At 61.5% G+C, this 21,940-nt stretch carries 20 protein-coding genes and 5 pseudogenes; 13 read left to right on the plus strand and 12 right to left on the minus strand.

Annotated elements, in window-relative coordinates; translation table 11 throughout:
• Positions 1-126: 126 nt before the first annotated feature.
• From ACIBG0_RS37010 to ACIBG0_RS37020, 3 genes are read left to right on the plus strand one after another with little or no spacing between them, the layout of a single operon-like run.
• Complete coding sequence (locus tag ACIBG0_RS37010; protein WP_397039387.1) at positions 127-1,065, plus strand: tyrosine-type recombinase/integrase; 939 nt, start codon at positions 127-129, stop codon at positions 1,063-1,065.
• A gap of 57 nt (positions 1,066-1,122) precedes the next feature.
• Entirely contained in the window at positions 1,123-1,785 is a 663-nt protein-coding gene (locus ACIBG0_RS37015; RefSeq protein ID WP_397039389.1) for a hypothetical protein, read from the plus strand.
• Positions 1,782-2,096, plus strand: a complete 315-nt coding sequence (locus ACIBG0_RS37020; RefSeq protein ID WP_397039392.1) for a hypothetical protein — start codon at positions 1,782-1,784, stop codon at positions 2,094-2,096. The genes ACIBG0_RS37015 and ACIBG0_RS37020 overlap by 4 nt, the downstream gene beginning before the upstream one ends.
• 113 nt (positions 2,097-2,209) lie before the next feature.
• On the opposite strand, the gene ACIBG0_RS37025 is transcribed toward ACIBG0_RS37020, so the two are convergent.
• The 6 genes from ACIBG0_RS37025 to ACIBG0_RS37050 all read right to left on the minus strand — a co-directional run bounded on the left by ACIBG0_RS37025 (position 2,210) and on the right by ACIBG0_RS37050 (position 8,811).
• Complete coding sequence (locus ACIBG0_RS37025; protein ID WP_397039435.1) at positions 2,210-2,794, minus strand: Tn3 family transposase; 585 nt, start codon at positions 2,792-2,794, stop codon at positions 2,210-2,212.
• The gene (locus ACIBG0_RS37030; RefSeq protein ID WP_397039394.1) at positions 2,695-3,957 is read right to left on the minus strand and encodes a Tn3 family transposase; all 1,263 of its coding nucleotides are present in this window, start codon (positions 3,955-3,957) and stop codon (positions 2,695-2,697) included. Before ACIBG0_RS37030 ends, ACIBG0_RS37025 begins: the two co-directional genes overlap by 100 nt.
• The gene (locus tag ACIBG0_RS37035) at positions 3,957-5,234 is read right to left on the minus strand and encodes a DUF4158 domain-containing protein (RefSeq protein ID WP_397039397.1); all 1,278 of its coding nucleotides are present in this window, start codon (positions 5,232-5,234) and stop codon (positions 3,957-3,959) included. Before ACIBG0_RS37035 ends, ACIBG0_RS37030 begins: the two co-directional genes overlap by 1 nt.
• Positions 5,235-6,071: 837 nt before the next feature.
• Positions 6,072-6,284 carry a hypothetical protein gene (locus ACIBG0_RS37040; RefSeq protein ID WP_397039399.1) on the minus strand — a complete coding sequence of 71 codons (213 nt, stop codon included), beginning with the start codon at positions 6,282-6,284 and terminating at the stop codon, positions 6,072-6,074.
• A gap of 286 nt (positions 6,285-6,570) precedes the next feature.
• The gene (locus tag ACIBG0_RS37045; RefSeq protein ID WP_397039401.1) at positions 6,571-8,523 is read right to left on the minus strand and encodes a hypothetical protein; all 1,953 of its coding nucleotides are present in this window, start codon (positions 8,521-8,523) and stop codon (positions 6,571-6,573) included.
• Positions 8,524-8,655: 132 nt separating this feature from the next.
• Entirely contained in the window at positions 8,656-8,811 is a 156-nt protein-coding gene (locus ACIBG0_RS37050; RefSeq protein ID WP_397039403.1) for a hypothetical protein, read from the minus strand.
• 586 nt (positions 8,812-9,397) lie between these two features.
• Here ACIBG0_RS37050 and ACIBG0_RS37055 point away from each other — a divergent pair.
• Positions 9,398-9,543: pseudogene (locus ACIBG0_RS37055) on the plus strand (IS3 family transposase); the annotation flags it as partial.
• Between the two features lie 73 nt (positions 9,544-9,616).
• Here ACIBG0_RS37055 and ACIBG0_RS37060 read toward each other — a convergent pair.
• A complete protein-coding gene (locus ACIBG0_RS37060; protein ID WP_397039405.1) occupies positions 9,617-11,227 on the minus strand; it encodes a hypothetical protein in 1,611 nt (536 codons plus the stop codon).
• A 428-nt stretch (positions 11,228-11,655) separates the two neighbouring features.
• Between ACIBG0_RS37060 and ACIBG0_RS37065 the strand changes: the two genes are divergently transcribed.
• Positions 11,656-11,865: a hypothetical protein gene (locus tag ACIBG0_RS37065; protein WP_397039407.1), complete on the plus strand. Its 210-nt coding sequence runs from the start codon at positions 11,656-11,658 to the stop codon at positions 11,863-11,865.
• Between the two features lie 1,296 nt (positions 11,866-13,161).
• On the opposite strand, the pseudogene ACIBG0_RS37070 reads toward ACIBG0_RS37065, so the two are convergent.
• Positions 13,162-13,419 (minus strand): annotated as a pseudogene (locus ACIBG0_RS37070) (transposase); the annotation flags it as partial.
• A gap of 356 nt (positions 13,420-13,775) precedes the next feature.
• On the opposite strand from ACIBG0_RS37070, the pseudogene ACIBG0_RS37075 reads away from it, so the two are divergent.
• Positions 13,776-14,297 (plus strand): annotated as a pseudogene (locus ACIBG0_RS37075) (IS630 family transposase); the annotation flags it as partial.
• 104 nt (positions 14,298-14,401) lie between these two features.
• Here ACIBG0_RS37075 and ACIBG0_RS37080 read toward each other — a convergent pair.
• The 4 genes and pseudogenes from ACIBG0_RS37080 to ACIBG0_RS37095 all read right to left on the minus strand — a co-directional run bounded on the left by ACIBG0_RS37080 (position 14,402) and on the right by ACIBG0_RS37095 (position 17,183).
• Positions 14,402-15,385, minus strand: a complete 984-nt coding sequence (locus ACIBG0_RS37080) for a hypothetical protein (RefSeq protein WP_397039408.1) — start codon at positions 15,383-15,385, stop codon at positions 14,402-14,404.
• A gap of 818 nt (positions 15,386-16,203) precedes the next feature.
• Positions 16,204-16,578 carry a helix-turn-helix domain-containing protein gene (locus ACIBG0_RS37085; RefSeq protein ID WP_397039410.1) on the minus strand — a complete coding sequence of 125 codons (375 nt, stop codon included), beginning with the start codon at positions 16,576-16,578 and terminating at the stop codon, positions 16,204-16,206.
• 20 nt (positions 16,579-16,598) lie between these two features.
• Positions 16,599-16,757, minus strand: a pseudogene (locus tag ACIBG0_RS37090) (helix-turn-helix domain-containing protein); the annotation flags it as partial.
• Between the two features lie 24 nt (positions 16,758-16,781).
• Positions 16,782-17,183, minus strand: a complete 402-nt coding sequence (locus ACIBG0_RS37095; RefSeq protein WP_397039412.1) for a recombinase family protein — start codon at positions 17,181-17,183, stop codon at positions 16,782-16,784.
• Between the two features lie 362 nt (positions 17,184-17,545).
• On the opposite strand from ACIBG0_RS37095, the gene ACIBG0_RS37100 reads away from it, so the two are divergent.
• The 7 genes and pseudogenes from ACIBG0_RS37100 to ACIBG0_RS37130 all read left to right on the plus strand — a co-directional run bounded on the left by ACIBG0_RS37100 (position 17,546) and on the right by ACIBG0_RS37130 (position 21,923).
• Positions 17,546-18,055 carry a hypothetical protein gene (locus ACIBG0_RS37100; RefSeq protein ID WP_397039414.1) on the plus strand — a complete coding sequence of 170 codons (510 nt, stop codon included), beginning with the start codon at positions 17,546-17,548 and terminating at the stop codon, positions 18,053-18,055.
• Positions 18,056-18,226: 171 nt separating this feature from the next.
• Positions 18,227-18,538, plus strand: coding sequence for a hypothetical protein (locus tag ACIBG0_RS37105; protein ID WP_397039415.1), 312 nt, complete (start codon positions 18,227-18,229; stop codon positions 18,536-18,538).
• Between the two features lie 52 nt (positions 18,539-18,590).
• Positions 18,591-18,923: a hypothetical protein gene (locus ACIBG0_RS37110; protein WP_397039416.1), complete on the plus strand. Its 333-nt coding sequence runs from the start codon at positions 18,591-18,593 to the stop codon at positions 18,921-18,923.
• A 32-nt stretch (positions 18,924-18,955) separates the two neighbouring features.
• On the plus strand, positions 18,956-19,249 hold the full coding sequence (locus ACIBG0_RS37115; protein WP_397039418.1) for a hypothetical protein: 294 nt from the start codon (positions 18,956-18,958) through the stop codon (positions 19,247-19,249).
• A gap of 148 nt (positions 19,250-19,397) precedes the next feature.
• Positions 19,398-20,051 (plus strand): annotated as a pseudogene (istB, locus tag ACIBG0_RS37120) (IS21-like element helper ATPase IstB); the annotation flags it as partial.
• A gap of 134 nt (positions 20,052-20,185) precedes the next feature.
• Complete coding sequence (locus ACIBG0_RS37125; RefSeq protein ID WP_397039420.1) at positions 20,186-20,737, plus strand: SUKH-4 family immunity protein; 552 nt, start codon at positions 20,186-20,188, stop codon at positions 20,735-20,737.
• Positions 20,738-21,185: 448 nt separating this feature from the next.
• The gene (locus ACIBG0_RS37130) at positions 21,186-21,923 is read left to right on the plus strand and encodes a TnsA-like heteromeric transposase endonuclease subunit (RefSeq protein WP_397039436.1); all 738 of its coding nucleotides are present in this window, start codon (positions 21,186-21,188) and stop codon (positions 21,921-21,923) included.
• Positions 21,924-21,940: the final 17 nt, after the last annotated feature.

Consider the following 21,940-nt stretch of genomic DNA (forward strand, 5'->3'; position numbering starts at 1 on the left):
CGGCGCTTAGCGGTTACCGCACATAGCAACTCACTATGTCGTAATGTCGCAGTCGTCCTGCGCGATGTCCTTTTCACGCGGCGGCGGCTCGGCAAACTGTCTGCGGTACTGGTGGGAGGTCGGTCGATGAGACGGGTTCGGATGCTGCCGACGCCGGTGAATGATGTGCGATTGGCCGACGCGGTGCGGATCTACCTGGCCACGATCACGGTGTCCAACACGCGTGCAACCTATGCGGCGGCGCTGGAGAAGTTGGTGGCAGATTTCGGCGCGAACACGAATGTGGCGCTGCTGGATCAGGAACCGGACCGGGTCAGCGGCTGGTTCACCTTCATGTGGGGCGGCAAGGCCCCCAAGACGTTCAACATCCGGTTGACCGCGCTCGCGGCGGCGTGCGGGTATTGGCGCGAACAGCAGTGGCTGGCCGGTGATCCGTTGGTGCGGTTGCGGGCCCGGCCCGCACCACCGGATACCAGTAAGGCACTGAGCCGTGAGCGGGTCGCCGAGATCCTGGGATCGGATGCGGCGCTGCGGGAACGGGTGTTGTGGCACATGCTCTACGAGTCCTCGGCGCGTGCCGAGGAGGTACTGATGCTCGCTGTACCCGACCTGGATACGGCGAACCGGTGCGCGGTGGTGACCCGTAAGGGCGGGGCGCGGGAGGTCATCGCGTGGCAGACCGGCGCGGCGCGGTTGTTGCCGCAGATGCTGGCCGGCCGCAAATCCGGTCCGTTGTTTCTCACCGACCGCAGAGCGTGGCCTTCGGTGGCCCGCAACGATATCGACCCGTCGACCGGGCGGGCGCGCCTTTCGTATCGGCGTGCGGCGGAGTTGTTCGAGACTTACACCGAACGTTTCGACGACGGCCCGTACACGCTGCACCAGTTGCGGCATTCGCGGCTGACCCACGCCGCTGAGGAAGGGGCCTCGACGCCGGTGCTGATGAAGCTGTCGGGGCATACCTCCGTACGCAGCCTCGCCAAATACGCGCGGATCTCCGACGACGGGCTACGGCGGTATCAAGCCGACAGCGACCCCGCCGCACGGCGGCGAGCAGGTCGGTGATCAACGTATGAGATCCGCGACCAGGCCCGATGCGCGCGTCGGAGGCGGCGGCCAGCGATGAAGGGCGTGCCCGGTGAGCTATTGCAACAGTTGCAGCGGATGGCGGACGACATGATCGAACTGCTCAGCCGCCGGACCGGTACCCACCTGTACGACACGTTGGGCGACGTGGCCGATGAGGTCCGCGCGGCGCGCAGAACAATTGGCGATGCCGACGAGCACGACGGGCGCGAGATCGAGAAAGCAAGCGAGGGACGGAGCCCCGAACACGCGGGAGCGACCCCACTCGAAGATAATGTCCATTCACCGCCGCGCCTGATCGATCGGTCTATCCCAGGTCAGCGATACTACAAACAGGATACGGCGAACCCACGGCTTCACGCTGAGGGTAAGGTTTTGGGTAGCAGTCTCTTCGTGAGCCTCAGAACTAAACTGGAAAATGGACAACGGTCGACTCTGCTGAACGGTGCGGAACAGTTCCAAACAATTCTGAAATTCTTCGAAGGCAAGTTCACTTCGATAGTGGGAAATTGGCAATTTGGATCGAACCTTGCCGGCTTGAACGAGCTCACTGGTAAGGGGTTGTCGCTGGAGGCCGCGGCGGCGAGGACATGGACTGGAAAACAAGCCGCTAAAGCGGGGTTCGAGAGGGTGGAAATTGTGAACGTCGAGGGTAGCCCCGGAGAGTACACCAGTGCAATGGTGGAGTTTACCCGATGAACTATTACGAGCCGAAGTTCGACGAAGGGGCTGCCGCGCTGGTGGCCTCAAAATATCGAGAAGGATGGGTTCCCTCTCGGATACTTCGAGAGATGTCGACACTGTACCCAGATGTGTCGACGCTCGACTTGATGGAATTGATGCAGAATGCATTCAATCTACCTTACCCGGCCGTTCAATGCATCGGGGGCTGGTGGATGGACGGGACTGGCGAACTTTCCGATACCGAACTCGACGCTTTCCTGAACGAAGAAATTGCGAAAGTATTACCACGATGCGGAAGAGATGGAAAAAGGGATTCGAAGCAATGAGCGAATATTTGGCTTGCGACCCTTGGATTTCGGCATAGACTGATCGACCCGTTCATGTATTCGTCGGCTTCGACACCAGTATTGCTGTGGGCACCCGGCCGGCAGCGGGTGCCTCATTCGTCGTTGTCCGCGTCCGGATCCCGTAGCGGGCGGTGGGTTCCGCCGAGGTCGGGCAGGTGGAAGGCGTAGTGCCCGTCGATGCCGATGTGGCCGCGGATGAACGCCGACAACCGGGCGGCGTCTTCCTCGCGTACCGGATAGCCTTGTGCGCGAAGCTGTTCCAGGGCACGGTCGCTGTAGACGGTGTTCCACAGCACGAAACAGTTGAGCACCAGCCCGAGTGCTGAGAGCTGGTCTTCCATGCCTTCGTAGTAGGCGCGCACCATTTCCCCCTTCTTACCGTGGTAGATCCGCCGGGCCAGATCGTGGCGGCCTTCGACGAGGTTGGCTTGGGCTTTGCCTTCGCGCCGGTAGGGTTCGTCGTCGGCCAGCCGCAGGACGTGCAGGGTCTTGAAGATCCGCCCGTAGTGGGCGATAGCCTCCCCAAGCGGGGTTGGGCGCCCGTCGCGGGAGATCATGCGGGTCGCGTCGTGGCCGCTCACCTCGCCGGAGTGGATCGACACCGCGACCCGGCACATGTCTTCCCAGTGGGTGGTGATCTTGTCGACGTCGATTCGGCCGCGGGCGGCTTGATCCAGTGGCCCGTAGTTGGTGCGGGTGTCGAACCGCCACAGCCGCTGATCGGGAAGATTCGCCAACTGCGGCCACGATATTGGTAGCCGGTCAAATGCAGGAGACCGAAGACAATGTCGGAATACGATCCGGTATCGGTGATTACCGAATCGGGCACCCACCCACCGCGCTGGCTCTGCAACACATCGACGATATGCAGCGAGTCGCGTGGCGTCCCGGACACGACCTTCGCGGCCAGGCCGGCGGCCTGATCGTTGAGCATGTTCAACCAAGTGATGCCTCGCCGGCGGCCGAAGAACCGTGGGCTCGGCCGGGAATGGATCGTACGGATCGGGGTAACGAACCGGATGCCGTCGACCGACGCCAACAACCCGCCACCCCAGGTCCGCGCCAACGGCACCCGCGCCTGGGCCTCGATCAACGCGACGTTGGCGGCGCTCATCGTCTCCAATCGCACATAGTGCTGATCGACGTGATGCAGTCGGTCCCGGGTCAGCGCGGGCACACCGGGGCTGGTCACCGGTTTGAATCCCACGTTCATCGCATGCCCGCAGAGCACCGCGGCCACTGACAATCCGAGGTCGGCGACGCGGGCGTCGTTGCCGGAGGCGTGGACGAACGCCTCGGTGAACCCGGACACCCACAACATCACCTCCAAGACCATCTCCGGCAGATCGACCTCCGGCATCATCGCCTCGACGCGCCGACGCAGATCGGTCAGCGACGGCGGGTACGGCACCGCCTCCAACGCGGCCAAGTGCAGCTTGCCGTCCTCATCGACGCCAGCCGGGCCATCGCCATCCAACCGTGCGGCGACCTGTCTGTAGGCGGTGTCCACGGCGGCGGCATACTCGCCCAGAAGCGTCGCCGGGTCCGTCGGCAGGTACAGCGCGTTCATGCCCGCCTCGCGGGTCCGTTCCCACGCTGAGCCCGACAACAACTGCGCGCGCGGGTCACGCCACCGCGACGAGTGTGGCGCGAAGATGTTGCGCTGTTTGAGATGGCGGTGGAACTGCTCCAACAGGCACAACGTGTAGGCGGCGCGGTCCACCGTCTCCGAGGGGCGGCCCTCCCGGTAGACGAGGCGTTTCCATGCCCCGCCGATCAGGTCGTGATCGACCTTGCGGGCATCGAGCCAGGTCGCGGGCAGTTTCGTCTTCGCGGTCATCAACCCCCAAGGGTCTTCGTCGCCGCCAGCACCGCCTCCCCCTCCGCGGTCGCGCCGAACTCGACGGTCCGCATCATCGGTGGCAGGAACGTGCGCACCGTCGCCAGCCGCCCGGCCAGCTCCTCGAGCCGCTGCCCGTCCAACTCCGCGTCGTCGACCGGCACCAGCTCGTCGATCGCGGCCACCGCCCTGCGCAGCTCGCTCTTGGTGACGGCGTTCTCGATGTGGTCCCAGATCATCTCCAAGCTCAGCTCCGGATCCACCTCCGTCATCTCCAGCAGCATCTTCACCGCGGCGGCGAGCCTGCCTGCGTGCCGCGACACCCGCGGGTAGCGGCGCAGTTTCTCATCCTTGGATTCGCGTTCGGCCTTGGAATACAAGTCGGTGACCATCAGCAGGTCGAACAACTCGAGAACATCGTCGGTGACGCGGGCGATCAGCACCTTCACCGTCGCCACCAACACCGCCAGCCGATACTCGGGCGGCTCCAGTCGGCGCAACTGCGCCGCCTTGCTCGACAGCCCGTAGGTCGCCAACCCGATCAGGCGGCGCGGCGGCACCTGCGAGACATCCAGATCGACACCGATCCTGAGCAGGTCCGATAACCGGGCCACCGCGGTGACCATGCCCTTGGAGGCGGGCCGGAAAACGCCCTTGCATAGCCGCTCCAGCTCGGTGACCCGCCCCTTGCCCTCGACAGGCGAGCTCAGCAATGCACGCAGAACCGTCCTCGCCGTCGCCGGTAGCCTCTGTGTGAGCTGAGCCGACAACCGCCGATCAGCCGTCTTACGGCTCTCTCCGACAAGACGTTCCAGCGTCGTGATTCCCGGCAGCAGCGCTTGGCGTTCCCGTAACCACGCCACCGCACCATCGGAGATCGCCTTCGGTCCGTCGCCGGTCATCCACGACTGGTCAACGATCCACGCCGACAATTCCGCCTCGACCTCGGCGAAAGCCACCAAGCCGTACTCCCGCTGGATCTCCCACGCGTGTTCGAGTTTGGTCTTGTCCCGGTCCACGTAGCTCTTCACGCACGCCGGATCGGTGATATCGAGCTGCTCGGCGACGTAGGCGAGGACCTCGGCCGGCACGTCGAGGGGATCGGACAGGAACATCCCCAAGTGACGGACCGTGACCACCTGCAGCGCGAATCCAACGCGGTTGTAGTCACGGCGACGGGCCGCGATCAACCGTCGGTCCTCATCATCGAGATAGAAGAATCTCTCCAGCTCAACCCGCGAATACGAACGGAACCGGCCGTAACACTCATCTGCCACCGCGACATGAAAACACCTACCGGCCAGCCCCGTTCACCGAATCAAGATCCTTAAGCGCCGGATTTCTCAAGTATGTTCCTCGACCCCCATAACGCTTGAGACACTGGTCTCATTCATTGGGAACGGGCCACCTGGAACGCTCCTGCCCTTGCCCCGCTACGACCGGGGGCGGTGCTGTCGTGATCTGAGGGCGTCGCCTGGGCCCGCGTACAGGGAGGCCCGCAGATGCGCGGCTGGGCCGTGTGCACTCGTGGCAGTTCGTCCCCACGACAGGTGCTCTGGTTGGGGACGCGCCGAACGGGACGAAGTGGCCCGCGCGGCCGTCGTGTCCCGTTCGCGCTCGCATGGATGGGACCTGACTCGCTCGTGCCCATCGCGATCGGCGCGCTTACCTGAGCATTCAAACTCGGTGGTGGCCTTGCGTAGCCCCGCCCGGCACGGACGGATTGGGTGAGAATGCGAGGTTCCAGCGCCTGCTTGCCACCGCTTCTTGACCGAGTGCAGTTGTGCTCCTTGGGGGCAAGCAGGGCCATCGCCGGGTGAGATGCGTCCTGTTAGGAACCCAGCGACTCGGCATCGGCTGCCGTGCAGTGCGTTGCGGAGATTGCCCGGAACAGAACTTCGAGGCATGCCTGTAATGAGCCACGACCCGCGGCAACGAGGTCGGGCAGGCTTCTGATCAAGCCACCGAAGCAGACCGGGCCGGCGTCGCCGCCACAACCAGTGGACAGATCCCGGCAAGTGCACTCGAAGAGGCAAAGCGATTCACGAGTCACACCGGATGTCGCGACGAACACCGATCCTGTCAGCCAGCCCCGGGCCAGCCATCTCCAACACTTACAGGCGATTCACCGGATCGAGTTCCCGATTGCTAGCACGCGCCTTGGCAAGTGCAACGTCGAGGTCGAGCCGTTTGCGTTGCGTGACAACCGGATCAGAAGCTTTCGCGGTCCGCGGGCGTTTGCCGATCCCGGTGCGAATCAGTTGTGGCTCGGTCAGCAGGGCGGTGATGGGGTTCCGGACGACAGTGTCGAGGCAGTCCGTGCGCACGGGCTTGTTGTCACAGACCTGGGCGGCTTCAAGCCGACTCGGCTGACGATATCGCCTGCTGCGTCGATGCTATGAGCTGACGCAAAACGAAGTCCACTTCGGCGGACACATTAGCTCGACGATGACCGGTGCCGCTGCGGCGCGGGCCACGCTGGGGCCGATCTGCTATCGGACCCGCGATGTCGTCGAGGCCATCGATGCCGAATCCAACGCAGGCATGGCACCGATCGATCCGCATCGTGGGCACTGTGATCTCCCTGGACTTCAGAGAGCCTGCAGCGCCAGGTCAGATAGTCGCCAGGGCGGGAACAGCGGGCGGCGCCGGCGCGGTGCCCCCTGGCGCGCTCGGCGGCCCTGGCTGTTGCTGCTGTGCGGCGGTGTCCAGATCAGCGCCGGTCGGGTGGAAGAACCCCTGGAAGTCGCCGTAAGCGCCGTTGCCGCCATCGGGTGGGTTGTTCGGGTCCAGGGGCACGCGTTGGCCGTTGATGATGACCTCCAGTCCCGAGGGGTCCACCACGACAATCGCACTGCGATTCGCCCACTGCACTACGTCACCGGTCTCCAGGTGCGAGCTGTCGACCGACACCCACGGACTGCCCGCCGAAGGCTGACCGGTCGTGCCCGAGTAAGCCGACCTGGCATCGCTACCATTCGGATTGTTGAGCTCCTTGTTCACCGCCTGCGCGACAGCCGAGGACACCTTCTGAGTCGTGCCGTCGGGCAGCTTCATATCGACCATCGACCGCCCACCGGCACCCACCGACGGCGGTGTCGCACTGGCGTCCGCCTGAACAACATTGGTCGGCTGGTTCGAAGCGACGGCGGACTGTGCCTGCGCCGCAGCCTGCTGCGCTTCCTCCCTGCGCTGCCAACTCCGCTCCTCGCGCCTTTCTTCCTCGCGCTGCTTCTGGTCCTGACCGTTGTTCCCCTTCATCTGCGACATCATAAGTGGCAGCATCATCGAACTCATATCCGTGCCACCGGATCCGGACGAACCGCCGCTGCTGCCCGAGTTGTACCCAGCCCGCGTCGCATTTGTGTCCGACTTGCTGTTTTTCGCCGGATTGATTGCGGACATGTTGCCGCTGTTCGAGCCGGTGCTGGGGCTCGTGGTGCCATCTGCCCTGGCTGCGCTGTCGGCGGAGGTTGCACCCGAACCGGTGCCGAGGAGATCGTCGAGGTTGGGGTCGCTGTAGTTTTCGGTAAGGCTCGGCGTCGGGGCTGGCGTCCTGACCGGAGCCGGGGCTGGCGTCGGGGCTGGCGTCCTGACCGGAGCCGGAGCGGGCGTCGGGGCTGGCGTGCTATTTTTGATACTGCTGGCAATTTCCTTCATCTGTTTGCCAACATCGTCGACCTTGTCCTGCACCTTTTCAATGGTGTCCACGACCGAGCCAGCAAGGCTTTTCTGTATCGCAATGGGTATCGCATTATCACGCGTAAAGTTATTCGTGGTTATGTATGGACCAATGAAACTCAAGTCATGAAGATTCACCGAGGCGGCCTTGAGTTTGTCATTGAGGTCGGCGACCCAGCTCTTTATGCCGTCGAGCCCTTGGGTAGTATATTCGGGAATGACGGTCGTGGCGGAGTCAACCTTATGATCACTACTGTTCAAGCCATGTTTGACCATTTCAATCTTATCGAGATGTGATGCATACTGATCGACCATCGCCGAGTGATCTTTGAAATCTATCAGTCCCGCGGTAGTCAGCATACTGGTTACGTTCGGCCGTTTTTGGGGAGTTCCCGCGCGGAGCGGATCGACCAATTTGTCGATTGCAAGCTGACCCATATTTATGGTCGCCTTGAGCCAGTCCGATTCACCTATCGGGTGATACAGAGGGAAATCTATTCCAGCGATGTTGTTCGAGGTGTTATTATAGATCTTCTGATCGAGCGCTTCGCCATTCTTTGTCGCATCGATATTTCCGTTGCCCTGTAGTGTAATTCCCGCACCAGGGATGCATCTGCTCATCACTGGATCCGGAAACATTCCAACCAATTTTCCATCGATGGTGACACCCAAGCCGCCAGATCCGACAACCAGCTCAGATTTTGCGATGTTGGCGCCTTTTGACAGGCTGGGTATCCACGTATTTACCACGCCGGTGTACTTGTTCAAAAGAATCAGCTGACCGTTCTTAGCGTAGGTCAACGTGTAGTCACCATTCACCAGAGACTTCCCCGCCGCCAGTGGATCCCTAGGACCCAGGGTGGGATTGCCCGCTGCGTCACCCATACCTATTAGCCTTCCTTACAGACGAGTTCTGCTGAACCACCAGCGTGTCGGGCCAAGGCTCTGCTGCTGGCATTTCGGCTGGACTCCGTTCGCGGCTGCGGGCCCACACGCCTCGTAACTCGACCGACCTGATCATTCCGCCGCATAAGCCAGCACCAGCCGTAATCCGGTCTGCGGGCCCGCAAGCATTGGATTCGCCGACTGTGATACAAGCGCCCCGAACGATCCGGGAGCGCTCTCCATATCCGATGTCGAGATCTCCAACACCGCGACATCCTCGATTTTCATGACGAATCCACCCTCATTATCAACCGCGAACAACAGCGAACTCAGACTGCGACAATCAAGAATGAACGAGCAGCCGCTCTCCGCGCATCGGTAGCTCCTACGTACTTTTGCAGTCTGAAGTGGTTGAGTCGGGGCCCCAGTGACCGGTCTCTGGTGACGGGACCAGGTGGTCTCATTCATTGGGAACGGGCCACCAGTGCTGTGCCGCTGCCGCCGTCCAGGAATCGCTCGGACAGACCTGGACCGGACAGCCCGGTATATCCACCTCCCGACATGCCGGGGCGATTCACAAGTGTATTGAATTGCCCGTAAATAGCCACAACCCCACGGCAACGAGGTCGGGCAGGCTACTGATCAAGCCACCGAAGCAGACCGCTCCGGCCTCGTTGCCACAACCAGTGGACAGATCCCGGCAAGTGCGCTCGAAGAGGCAGAGCGATTCACGAGTCACACCGGATGTCGCGCCGAACATCGATCCTGTCAGCCAGTCCCTGGGCCGGCCATCTCCAACACTTACAGGCGATTCACTGGCCGCCAACGGCGACCTACCACCGTCCACCAGCGGGGACTTGTCACGGCCACGGACCGTCGCTGGCCTACGCGTGAGGATCTGCGCTGGCGATCGTCGGCTGGAGCGAACGCACCTACCACCGACGCCGCCGACAACGCGGCCTCGACCGCCTGACCCCGGTCGAGTATGAAACCCTCAATCAGGCCGCACTGGCAACCTGAACCATCACACCCCGCCAGTCAACCTGAACTCGGGGCAGTCCCCCGATAAAGCAACTTGATGTTCGGCTCGAGGCTACCAGCCAATTTTCAGTTTCATCCATTCGGAATCTGCCACACTAGGGGTGAGAAGTGTCTGAGTCTCGCCGCTGCGCTCGTCTTGTGTAGCGTCGACGTCGACCCCCTTCGGGTGGGCAAATCCGGTGAACTGGCCGAAATCCCCAGCTGTGTCTGACATCTGTGCAGTGAACGGCTCCTTTTGCCCGTCAACGATCACCTCCAGCGTGCCACCGTCGCTCGTATCGAACACCACCACCAGCGCGGTACGATTCTCCCACGTGGCTACATCACCGGTCTTGAGCTGATATGGATCAACCCGGTTGGTGAGCTCCTTGCCGCCAGACCACTTCGCCGATGTCTTGGCGTAAGCAGCCTGTGCGTCGGTACCAGCTTTGCTAGCGAACGCGGCGTCGAGCGCTTGGGCAACGACCGGAGATACCTTCTGGGTTCGGCCATCGGGAGGGGGATAAACGTAGTCCACCAAGCCGTCCGAACCCGGCGTACGGGTCTGCGTGGAACCTGGACCGGACGGCTGTCGGGGACCAGTCGGGCTCTGTTGCGGCGCCTGCTCGGTCCGCGCACTGGTCGCGGACCGAGCAGGCGCGGGCTGAGCGGACTGGGCAACCGGCGGCGACACCGCGGCAGGATTGTCTGGCTCGGAGCCATACCCATGGCCACTTCCGTACGGATTATGCTGATCCCGCTGCGCCATCTGCGCCATTATCATAGGCAGCAGTCCCCCCATCATGTCTGATAGTCCGCTCATACCCGGACCACCGTTTGAGGAAACTCCCATGCCCGAAGGCGCGGAGTTAGGGTTCGAGGCAGCCTGACCGACTAGATTGTCGAGCGCTCTATGGAGCCCATCGGAATTCGACGAGCTGTCAGGAGTATTTGTCGTATTGCCGGTGGTCGACAAGTCGGTGCCATCCATTCCAAGGTCCGGACTCAGGGGTTCTACCGAACCGGGCGAAAAGATATCTTGCGGATCCAAATTCAGCCCTTCCGGTGTAGTCGTACTCGGTGGCGGCGGCTGCTGGACCTGTTGCCTCAGCTGCTGGAGCTGGTTCTGAAGATCTTTGATCGTGCCAGTCTGATCCTCGATACCCTTAGCAGCGGTCTGCTGGTCCTTCGTGGCATTGTTTATGATATTTTCAGCCTGGTTAAGTCCGTCCGTGAGGTAGTCCATGATGTGCTCGTTCTCCGTCATATCCGGATTCGGGGGCGGGGAGGAGGCTGAATCTCCCAGATTGATAATCAAGTTCCCGACATCCTTCTGACCCTGATTTCGGCGGTAGTCAGCGTACTTCACATTCTTCGCCACCTCCACATACGTGCTCTGCAGAGTATCAAATGCACGTTTCAGAACGTTGGCCTTTTGCAAATACAGGTCGACCGCTTCTGACTTCGAGCCGGGCGCGGGCAAAGATACCACCGGCACAGAACCCGCGTCCGGCGGTGCAGCTGTAGAACCGGATCCGAAGGCATCCCAGTTCTTGGTCATTATTTTCAACAGATCGCCATCATACCATTGTATAATATTCGGCGATATACGGAGAGAGTCTATGTCATTCGGCCAATTATCGGATTCTGGCCAAGGAACCAGCAGTTCGGGCATATCAGTCATTTGGCCGCATTCAGTCTAGCTCAGGAGTGATTACATCGCACTTCTTTCAAAACCGGAGAAAAGGTCTTCGGTCCTCCTACCTACCACTGCTTGCCGTCTCCTTAAATTGAAATTCGCAAACGGAAGCTCTGGACGACCTCTGGGTATACCAAACTCGCCACGCACGCTCCTATTTGCGGCATCCCCGGAATCGGTCAAATATTTTGTGTACCCGATTCTGGGCTATGTGGGTTCGGAGTCGGACCACCAGGGGGCGGAGTCGGACCACCAGGGGTCGGAGTCGGACCACCAGGGGTCGGAGTCGGACCACCAGGGGTCGGAGTCGGACCACCAGGGGTTTGCGGGGATTTATCTAGCCATGGATTCTTGTTTTCCCACTGTGGTCCAGCCGGACGAACTGGAAGTCTATTGGGAATGGTTTTCCCCTGTTGAGTGAAGTGACTCATGATCCCGGCGCCCACCCCCCCGCCAAATGCCATACCGCCGATGCCTTTTCCTGCGGCACCTTCGATGAGACCTTTGATGCCTTTTTCTGCGGCACCTTTTCCAGCAGCCGTCGCGGCACCTTTGAGAAGTGTTTTTCCCAAGAACTTTCCAACAAGACCAGAGCCCAACGCACCTGCGGCGCCATCCGCTAGCGTAGCCTCGAACCCTGCCTCCCAGTCGCCGGTTTCATATATGGTCACGGCCCCTCCCACGAGACCTCCCGCAAGCGCACTCCCCAAATTAGCGCCAGCAACCGCCCCGAGTCCCGGAAGGAAAAAACCTCCAATAGCGCCCCCAAGCAAGCCGGCTCCGGCGGTGGCCCAATCTTTAAAGGAAAAATTGAATAAACCCATTATGAGCACCTACTAAACTGAAATACGAGGCGGACACCTCGCAAGACTCGTAAAAAGTTACCGCTACCCTTGAGGATCTCCCGGCAGACCGCCGGACGACGATGAACAGCAGAGCCGATGCTATTATTAAACGAAAGAAGGACTCCACCATTCTTATAGCTGCACAACTTTCCGTCGCCCTGCTGGCGTTTAACTCAGATCCATAGCCCATTCGGATGGGCAAAAAAGCGACGCTGGAGTAAGGCGCCCATTGCCCTTGAGGCATCCGATTGGCTACCCGCTCCAGAGCGTAGAGAAATCACCTAATCAGCGATGAACGCTCACCGGTCATAATAGACAATTCGATCCGACGGTCGCTGCCACACATTCATTCCTTCCAAACAATTTTGAACCCCAATACGCTAACTAGCAATGAGCCGGTCGAGTACCTTAATGATCTTGTCGACAGAGGTTGCCAGTAGCTTCGACCAGCACTGCGCCGCCGACGATTGATCAGTGACAACCAGTGTTCACGATCAACGAACATCTCCGCATCGGTACTGTTTAGGTAAGCCGGCTGGATCTCCTCGACGGCCCAAACAGCGTCATCAGCGATCCGTGGCAGCACCATCGCAGTCATCGCAGTATGTGCCGTCAACAGTCCACTTCCACATGCATTGGGCTTTCAGAATCACGGCGTCGACGTGTTCATTCTCGGTTGTTGGCCAACCCTGTCGCGCTGCTTCGGACGGTGTTCACGGGGATCCTCCAGATGACGAAGGCAGCATGCCTCACCACGGCGGCACAGTCTGTTGCGGTCGAGGTTCATGCAGGCACCGGGCAGATCCACACCATGCGCTCGGAAAGTGTGCATTCGGCGTCAACCTGTTCGCTGCGCAACTCATTACTCGTCTCCGACGACGAGGTGTACGGGCAATATACGCGGTTAGCTCGATCCTTCGGGGGCTGATGTGCTGGCTGACCGGGTTCGGATTGGTGTTTTGCGGCTGCTCCGGCCGCAAAACGGCATGATGCGGGGTAGTTCAGCGGGTCGGCGGCCGCGTTCCATGGGCCCGGGTGGTCGGTTCTTCGTCACGTAGGGGTGGTTTGTGCTGGTCAGCCGGGCTGGAGGCGGGCCAGCGCGGTCAGGATCAGTTCGGTCCAGGGCCAGCAGGCGGACCGAGAGCCGGAGGTGGTTCGGCGGCCGTGGCGGGCGACGCGGGCCGCAGCGGAGAACAACCGAAACCGAAGGCGTCTCGGCTCCCAGCGCGCGTTTTGGTCTGTCAGGGCGAGCATCTGCATCCAGGCGGTGAGTTCGCTTGCCAGGCAGGCGATCTCGATCCATATCCGGTTCTGGTCGAAGCCTTGTAGGGGCTGTAAGCAAGCAGGTCGCCGCGGATCTGGGAGTGACGGCGGCGACGGTGGGTAAATGGCGTCGGCGCTTCGTCGAGTCGCGGCTGGACGGATTGACCGATAGCTCGAGGTCGGGGCGGTCGAAGGCCGAGCTTGTGTTCACCGAGGCCGAACGTGACACCCTGCAGCGGTGGGCGCGACGCCCGAAAACGGCGCAGGCATTGGCTTCTCGGGCACGGATCGTGCTGGCATGCGCAGAGCCGGAGGCAGCGAACAAGGATGTGGCCGCGGCGCTGGGGATACGGGAGCAGACCGTTGCCCGGTGGCGGGGCCGGTGCGTGCGTAATCGCTTGCAGCGCTTGGTAGACGAGCCGCTGCCGATGATGCCAGGCATGCCCGAGCGCCGCACACACGACTACATCCGCCACGGCACCACCAGCTTGTTCGCCGCTCTCGACGTGGCCACCGGCAAGATCATCGGCCAGCACCACCGCCGGCACCGCCACCAGGAGTTCCTGCGGTTCCTCAAGACTATCGACGCAAACACTCCCGCCGAGCTGGATCTCCACCTGATCTCGACAACTACGGCACCCACAAAACACCCGCCATCAACAGATGGCTGGCAGCCCACCCGCGATTCCACCTGCATTTCACCCCCCACCAGCAGTTCCTGGTTGAACCTCGTCGAACGCGGGTTCGCCGAGCTGACAAACCGCAAACTCCGCCGATCGGCCCACCACAGCATCGCCGAACTCGAAGCCGACGTCCTCGCCTGGATCCACGCATGGAACAACAATCCGAAACCGTTCGTATGGACCAAAACCGCCGACCAAATCCTCGACAGCCTCGCACACTACTGCCACAAACTTACGGCGCTAAACAGCGACTCAGAACACTAGCCCACGACGTGCACTCTTCCGGCCTGCCGTGGGTACTCACCGGGCGCGACCCGGACGCCATCGCTGCCCTATCGCACGACGGAATGAATGACTTCGGTCACCGTTCATCGGTTGATGTCTTCGCCATCCGGTCGATCATCCCAGAATTCGGACAGACTCTCATAGCCCCTGGGGTAGACGACACGATAATCATCGTCGACGATGGCGCATCCCCATGCTTCACCGGTGATCTTTCCTTTCGTTTGAATTTCCACCAGTCGCTCGGTCGCCCACGCGGAGGCCTCTCTGGAGTGTCCTCGAGACTCGAGAAAGGTACTGAAGTGGTCGCGGGGGACTTGACAGAGCCGATCGACGATCCCTGCCGGGAGAGGTTCACCGAAGTTCCTCGTGACGTATCTCGACAGCAGATGATTATTATTATTCCGTGTCGGATCCGGAATCGATCCCTCGTTATCTACTCGCACTATTGTCCCATCGATCCCTTTGAGGACATCTCCGACGGTACTATCCGGTCCCGCCATGATATAGTCGAACGCCGCGATCCCTTTTGCGGCGTCAGTCTCGAATTCGGAATTCTCCCCCTTGTTCGGAACGTACTCTTGCAGCACACCGTCACCCTTGTGGCCAACCCACTTAATCGTGTAGGGAACGTTGCCGACTCCGAGCATCCGACTCGATTCCGAGGCGGTTTCTTCGTCTCTTATCAATGACGCATCTGACCGTGGCTTGTATATACCGATAGGATTCGGCGTTTCCCGATGGAAGACTTCATAGTTTTCGCCGCTGCCCGTCGTTCGAATGTAAATCAATTCGCCAGGCGGTGGGAGATTGCGAATACCGACGGGCAATCCGGGATCGAATTCTCCCTTCGTCGACCGTGGCACACCGGACGAGTCGGTCAATTTCTGAGCGTCGATAACCTGTCCCCAACCGGATTCGTCCGCATCTTGAATATGGCGGCTCGTCCTACATAGAAGGGCCGGTACTTCTCGGTCCATACCCCCTGCGCCCACGCCGAATCTTCCCAACACTCCCTTCAGATTGTTTCGAATTTCAACAGCAATTCTGATAATCCCCCTACTGATCACAGTGAGACTTTCCTCAAGCTTGAAGTGTCCGTCGATTGATATATAGTTCGAAAAGCGTTCGAGCCTCGATCGGGCACTGCCGTGTCGGCCATGAAGAGCCCCGCCCCGAGCCAGCAACGTCGTCCCTGCCCCACGATAGACAGCACACCATGACTCGCACACCTCCCTGATGACTCATTTCACACCATCGCCGACCCAGTGTGATCGCCTAGGTACCCAGTTCCGCATCGGTAGTGCATGAGCGACCCTCGTCCGCCACCTCGACGACCCTCGCCGCACCTACAGCCCTACACCACCCCTACCGCGATCGCGGCCCTCGAACATCTCCGCGAAACTGTGCGCACCGCACCGTATCCCCGCCATGGTCATCAACCACTGCGGACCACAATCCGTCGACGAGCAGCGGAGGCAGCAGACGGTGCGGGCGTCAGCTACGTAGCACCGACCGATGCAATGGCATTACGCATCCGACCAGACTGCTGTCGATCCGACCGGTCGGGCTTGCTCGCGACGCGGCTGACACCGAAGCTCAGCGGAAAGCATTGCCGGGCAGGTTGATTCGAGCCGTCTAGTCCCGTGCAGCGCAGCCCGACGCAGGACTTCCAGGAGCACTACATCAGCCGCGAGCTGTTCGAACTTCAAGTCGGCCGCGACCTGGGTGAGGTGGTGGTTCACGGTGTAGCCGGGCACGCGCGGGAACAGTCGTCGAGTACCACAGTCAGCCACTGGTGCCAGTGCTTGCCGCCCTCGACAACAAGGATGCCGAGTTGGGTGTGATCGGCCTGCCACATCGCGTTCGGGCACTCGGCGCGGCGACGTTAGACCAACTCGTAAGCGTCTCGGAAAACCGCGGCACCCTCGTGGGCCAGGGTAAGCATCGCCGGGGCGAGAGCGGTGACTATGGAGCGGACGGTGGTGTAGGACACCGGAACCCACCCCTGCTCGTGGGCGACGCGGGCCGCCCTGCGGGTGATCACCACCAGTGAGGGACGCGGCCGCCGCAATGCCATGCCCTCGATCAGCCGTACCAGCTCCGGGTCAGTGCGCCGGCCGGTGGACCGACGCCGGGCCGGCGCCAGCCCGGCCATGCCTCCAGCCCGGTAGTGGTGCAGCCACCGCTGCGCAACACCGGCCGCAGCGGCGGTGCTGGTGAGCGGCACATCGTCTTCGAGGTCCCCCGCTTTCGCGCGCACGCGACCTCACATGCGCTGGGTCATATTGTCGCGCTCGAGGCAGACAGATGCCGGTAGATCGTGGGACGGGTGACACCGAATTCGGCGGCGATCTGCGCGATGGTGTAACGGCGCTTGCTGGCCTCGTCGAGTTCGTCGTACATCTGCCGCGCCAACTCGACCTGCCGCGGCCCGAGCGTGGGTTTCTGGCCGCCGGTACGGCCTCAGGCACGCGCGGCGGCCAGGCCGTCGCGGGTGCGTTCGCTCATCAAGGCGTGCTCGAATTCGGCGATGGCACCGAGGATCTGGAAGAACATCCGCCGCAGCGCGGTAGAGGTGTCGATGTTCTGATCGAGCACCACCAGATCCACCCCACGACTCCCGAGGGTCTTCGACAGCTCGATCAGGTGCTCGAGCGAACGGCCGAGCCGGTCCAGCTTGGTGACCACCCGCTGATCCCCGGCGCGGTTGGCCGACAGCGGCGCTTTGTCCAGTTCCGGCCGAGCGGCGAGTTTCCCGGATGCCTTGTCCACGAAGATCTTCTCGCATCCGGCCGCGGTCAGCGCGTCGTGCTGCGCCTCGGGATGTTGATCGCACGTCGAGACGCGCCCATAGCCGATTTGCATGCGACGCAGCGTATCGCCAACCCCCGACAGGTTGACATTGCCGCGTACATGGCAACCGTTACAGAACCGGCCTGCGCAAATGTGTTGCCGCCGAGGGTGTCTCGCGAACGTTTCGTTACCGACTCGATCCGGGTCGGGTGGCGCGGGTCCGGATTTCTCCGGTACAAGGGCTGACCGACGCCGACGCCCAACCGCTCATGTACCAGGTGGACGCGGGTTCTTACCCGGGTGCCGTGGACGTATTTGTGGTGTCGCGCGCACCGCGGCGCGCGCGACACCTATGGGCTGCTGATGCAGATGTTGTCCAGGTCGGCGATGCTTCGACAACAACAAATCAAACCTGCGCACTGGAAGGATGAAAGTTGTCCAGCCTCTCACCTCCGCGGGTGCGCCCCGCCGAGCGAATCCGTACCGCGCGCCTGCTCAACCAACCGCTCACCGCACGCAGCAGCGGGCCGATCTTCCTGTCACGCCGCACAGCTCCCGACGACGGCACCATACCCACCCGCGACATCGACCTGGTCAGCCGCCGACGGCGGATGAACCACCGCACCGCCGAACGGTACCTCGCCGTCGAGACCAGCGGATGGGACCCGCACAATCTGCGACACTCCCGGCTCACCCACGCCGGGGAGGACAGCGCCACCGACACCGACCTGATGAACCTGTCCGGACACGAGGACCGCCGCCCCCATCCACACAAGAGGGCACTTCGTAGACGTTTCCCCCATACCACCCAGGTCGCCGAGATGGGAGGGTCGGGTTGCCATCAACACGCCACTCTTCTTGGCGACCAAGATCGTTGGCGGTCCATCCGTCCATGGCAGGCTCTTCGATCCCTTCCGCCGACCAGTGGTCGCGGTCGTTGTTGACGCGAACCATCGAGCCCTCGCCTTGTCTCATGTCCTTTCCCTTTGAATCCGCGCAGAGTGGCATCAAAAATTCGGCTCATCCCGCAAAACCGACACCAACTCCTGTTTTGAGCGGGCAACCGGTCGCAGGGCGCGGCGGCGCTCTGCAATCACTCGAAAGGTGTATTCGATTTGAAATTCGATTCCGGATCCGGCGAAGTGGAACTATCATCCCTGCAAGGCCTGGCCGCCTTGCATGACCTCATGAGCGCGATGGATGGAAACTTGAGTCGAATTCGCCAATTGGAAACGATCCTATCGCAAGAAATGCACGGCGCAGGAATAGGCGAGGACCTTATCGACAAGCTCCGGAAGGACATCGAAGGATACGCCAAAGCCATGGTAGGAGTAAGAGGCGAATTTGCAAAAATTCCCGTAAGGGACGACTGCCCGGAAACGGAAGGAGACATTACGATAGCCGACCTTCGGCATCCAAGAAGCTAAAGTATGAGACCGTTGCCGAAACTGATGTGAATACATGAAAGGGATATAGAAAATGTCATTGACGCTTGTCGATCTCGACAAGATGCAAAGCTCCGGCGGTCAGACAGCTTATCGACACGGCGAGCTAAAGGCCCACCTGGGCGCCCTCGCAGACTGTCAGGTCGCCTTCCAGACGGCCTACAAAGGGATGACCGGAAATGCCATCCAATCCGTCCTCGACGACGTCCTGAAATCGGGCAACGACCTTGCGACATTCTTGCAGACCATCATCGACGACCTGCATGCCGCTGGAGTGCAGTTCGACTCGTCCCAGCAGGACACCAAGGGCATGATCGACGGCGCAGCACAGGACGGCTCATCGAAGATAAATCTCGCGGGAATTTGACAAACCGGCTTCAGCAACGAACGGAAACGCAAATGAGTATGCCTATCTCCCTGGATTACGGCTTGATCGCCGATATCACCGACAGGGTTGAGAAAGTTGGTGGAGACATGACCGCCAACCGTGAGGGCCTGGAACAACTTGCAAGACAACTCCTGCAAGACTTCGTAGGCGCAGGCGCCACAGGATACGAGGACATCGTACGAGAACTCAACACAAGACTGACCAACTACGAAAACAACCTGAGCAGACTGAACGGAGCTATAGTCGCCGCAAAAGACTACACACACGCAACGGACGTCGCGCAGGGCAACAGATTCCGCCATTGATGATAGAGACGATAGATCCCACTCTCGGTAACAGAAGTGGGATCTATCGTCACGTAAGTCCCTTCCCGTCTCGCGCCCCATCGGGGCGACGCGGATCTCACCCCTCCGCACTGCGCAGCGAGTGCAGGACTACCCGAAACCCATCGGCCGCCGCATCCGCGCTGCCGGATTCCCACGCGGATAAATCGTTGCGCGCGTTCGACTTCGACGCCAACCCCAACATCGACCCCGCCGTGGTCAACACCCTCGCCAACTGCGAATGGGTGAAGACGGGCACCCCGCTATGCCTGATCGGTGACTCCGGCACTGGAAAGAGTCACCTGCTGATCGCTCTGGGCACCGAAGCCACGATGCGCGGTTACCGCGTGAAATACACTCTCGCAACGAAACTAGTGAGCGAACTGGTCGAAGCCGCCGACGAGAAAGTACTGGCCAAGACGATCGCCCGCTACGGCCGCGTCGATCTTCTCTGCATTGACGAACTCGGCTATATGGAGCTCGACAAGCGCGGCGCCGAGCTGTTGTTCCAGGTTTTGACCGAGCGGGAAGAAAGAATTCTGTCGCGATCGCCTCGAACTAGGCGTTCTCCGGCTGGTCGAACACCTTTCCCGAACCGCGGCTCTGCGCCGCAATCGTCGACCGCCTCACCTTCGGCGGACAAATCATCGAAACCGGCACCGACAGTTACCGACTCACCCGCACCGCGCTCAACAATACCGCCACCACCACCGCGCAGGCACCAGCGCCGCAGCAACCGGCATTCACCGACGCGCCGCAACAGACCCTGGAAAACATATCCTGACCAGCAGTCTATCCGCGAATTACGGCACCACCTGGCAACATGCGAACGCAGGCCCGGGCCGCCAGCACCAGCAGCCTGGCGCCCGGCGAGCACCGGAAAACGAATGAGTCGAGCCGAAAGGGGTTTCCGCGATCATGGCCGAGCGCGCCGGCCACGAGCTGATCAGCGAAATCAACGCCCTGTGGGCCGGTCACCTCGAGCAGATACCGGCAGAGTGGATTCCACGTGGCGTCGCGCCGAATGTCACGGAATTCCTGACCACAGTCGGGCTGCCCACAATCGAGGTGGGGAACCACACCTTCGTCCACGACGAGCGGATGTCACACCTGATCGACTACCTCGATCGCCACTATCTGCTTCTCGCCACGGCCAATTCCATGCTGCCGTGGGTGGACGATTCCTGGCCGTCGTGGATGGCCGATCCCGACAACGGGCGGGTCAGCCTCCCCTCGGGGAGTCGCAGCCCGCACCCCATCTTTGTCAATTCGAGTCTGCCGCAGTTCCTGGTTGCCCTGAGAGTCTGGCACCGTGACATCTGGGTACCACCTATGATGACGGCCGAGGAAGGGCTCACGGTCTACGAGCGGTTCGAGAGGTTCCTGGCCGATCATGATCCGGCCGCCGCCGAGGCGGGTGCCTACTGGCCCACCGAGCTCGAGCGGCGCCGCGAAGGGATCGAACTATGATCACCGCCGCCCTCAGAACGTGCAGGGTGGTGCAGGTCTTGGCAAGACGCGCGGTGCGCGGGCGAGATGTGTGCCCACCCCCATCGTCGATGTGGAGGTTCAAGTAGTCACATTCGCAGCAGAGGGAACGCCCACAACCTGGTGGCACACATACCAATCGAGCCGGAACCGGTTCGCCACCCTGCTCAGCGGCCTCAATTTCCCGGCCCACCACCTCCACGCAGAGCCGTTCTGACACTCCCGGCGACCGGACACGCCTACCGGGGTGACGTCAGAATTCGCGGATAGTTCCGCGCCGGATCGGCCCCAAGTGACGTCAGAATTCTGTCCGTTGTCAGTGAAGTTGGGCTATTGCCACTGAATCTGAGCCAACCAGCGATCCTTGCCATTACAGTTGGGCCGACTTTGCGGTCTCGACTTCTGTTGGTAGGAGCTGGATTTGGGTGCGATGGCGGCAGGCGAAGGCCGCTACGCCGGGGATGCGGGCGCGTTCTTGATGGAGTACAGCCCGCGTTCGGGTGAGGTTTCGCGGGCGATGTTGGCGGAGTGCTGGAACGTGCCGTTCGAGCGATACGCGCCGGTCCGCCAGTTCGCGTCGTATCGCGGGCAGTCCAGCTTCCCGGGCTGGTGGTGGATGGCGACAACGGGCGAGCACATCGGTCACGAGTCGTGGCTCGAACGCGACCACCTGATCGCGTTGGACGCCGACCCGGACGTGATCGGGGTTGCGTCCCAACCGTTCTGGATCCATTGGCGAGACGAAGACGGCGCACGGCGACATGCCCCTGACTTCTTCGCGCGGACCCGTGACGGCGGCGCGGTGGTGATCGATGTCCGCGCCGACGACCGGATCGGGACCCGCGATGCCGAAGCGTTCGACGCCACACAGCGCGCATGCGCCGAAGTCGGCTGGTCCTACTGCCGTGTCGGCGTCCTGGATCCGGTTCTGGCGGCGAATCTTCGTTGGTTGGCTGGCTACCGGCACCCGCGTTGTCTGCGGGCGGGACTGGTTTCGGAGTTGATCTCCGCCTTCGCTGAGCCGAAGGAGTTGCTGGTCGGCGCGAGTGAGGTGGGCGATCCGATCGTGGTGTTGCCGACGCTGTTCCATCTGCTGTGGTGTCGGCAGCTGTCGACGAACTTGGTCGGCGCATTGTTGGGACCGGCTGCGTTGGTGAGCTCGCGGTGAGCAGACCGACCCCGCAC

The organism is Nocardia sp. NPDC050630, from assembly GCF_044457245.1.
GTDB lineage: Bacteria > Actinomycetota > Actinomycetes > Mycobacteriales > Mycobacteriaceae > Nocardia.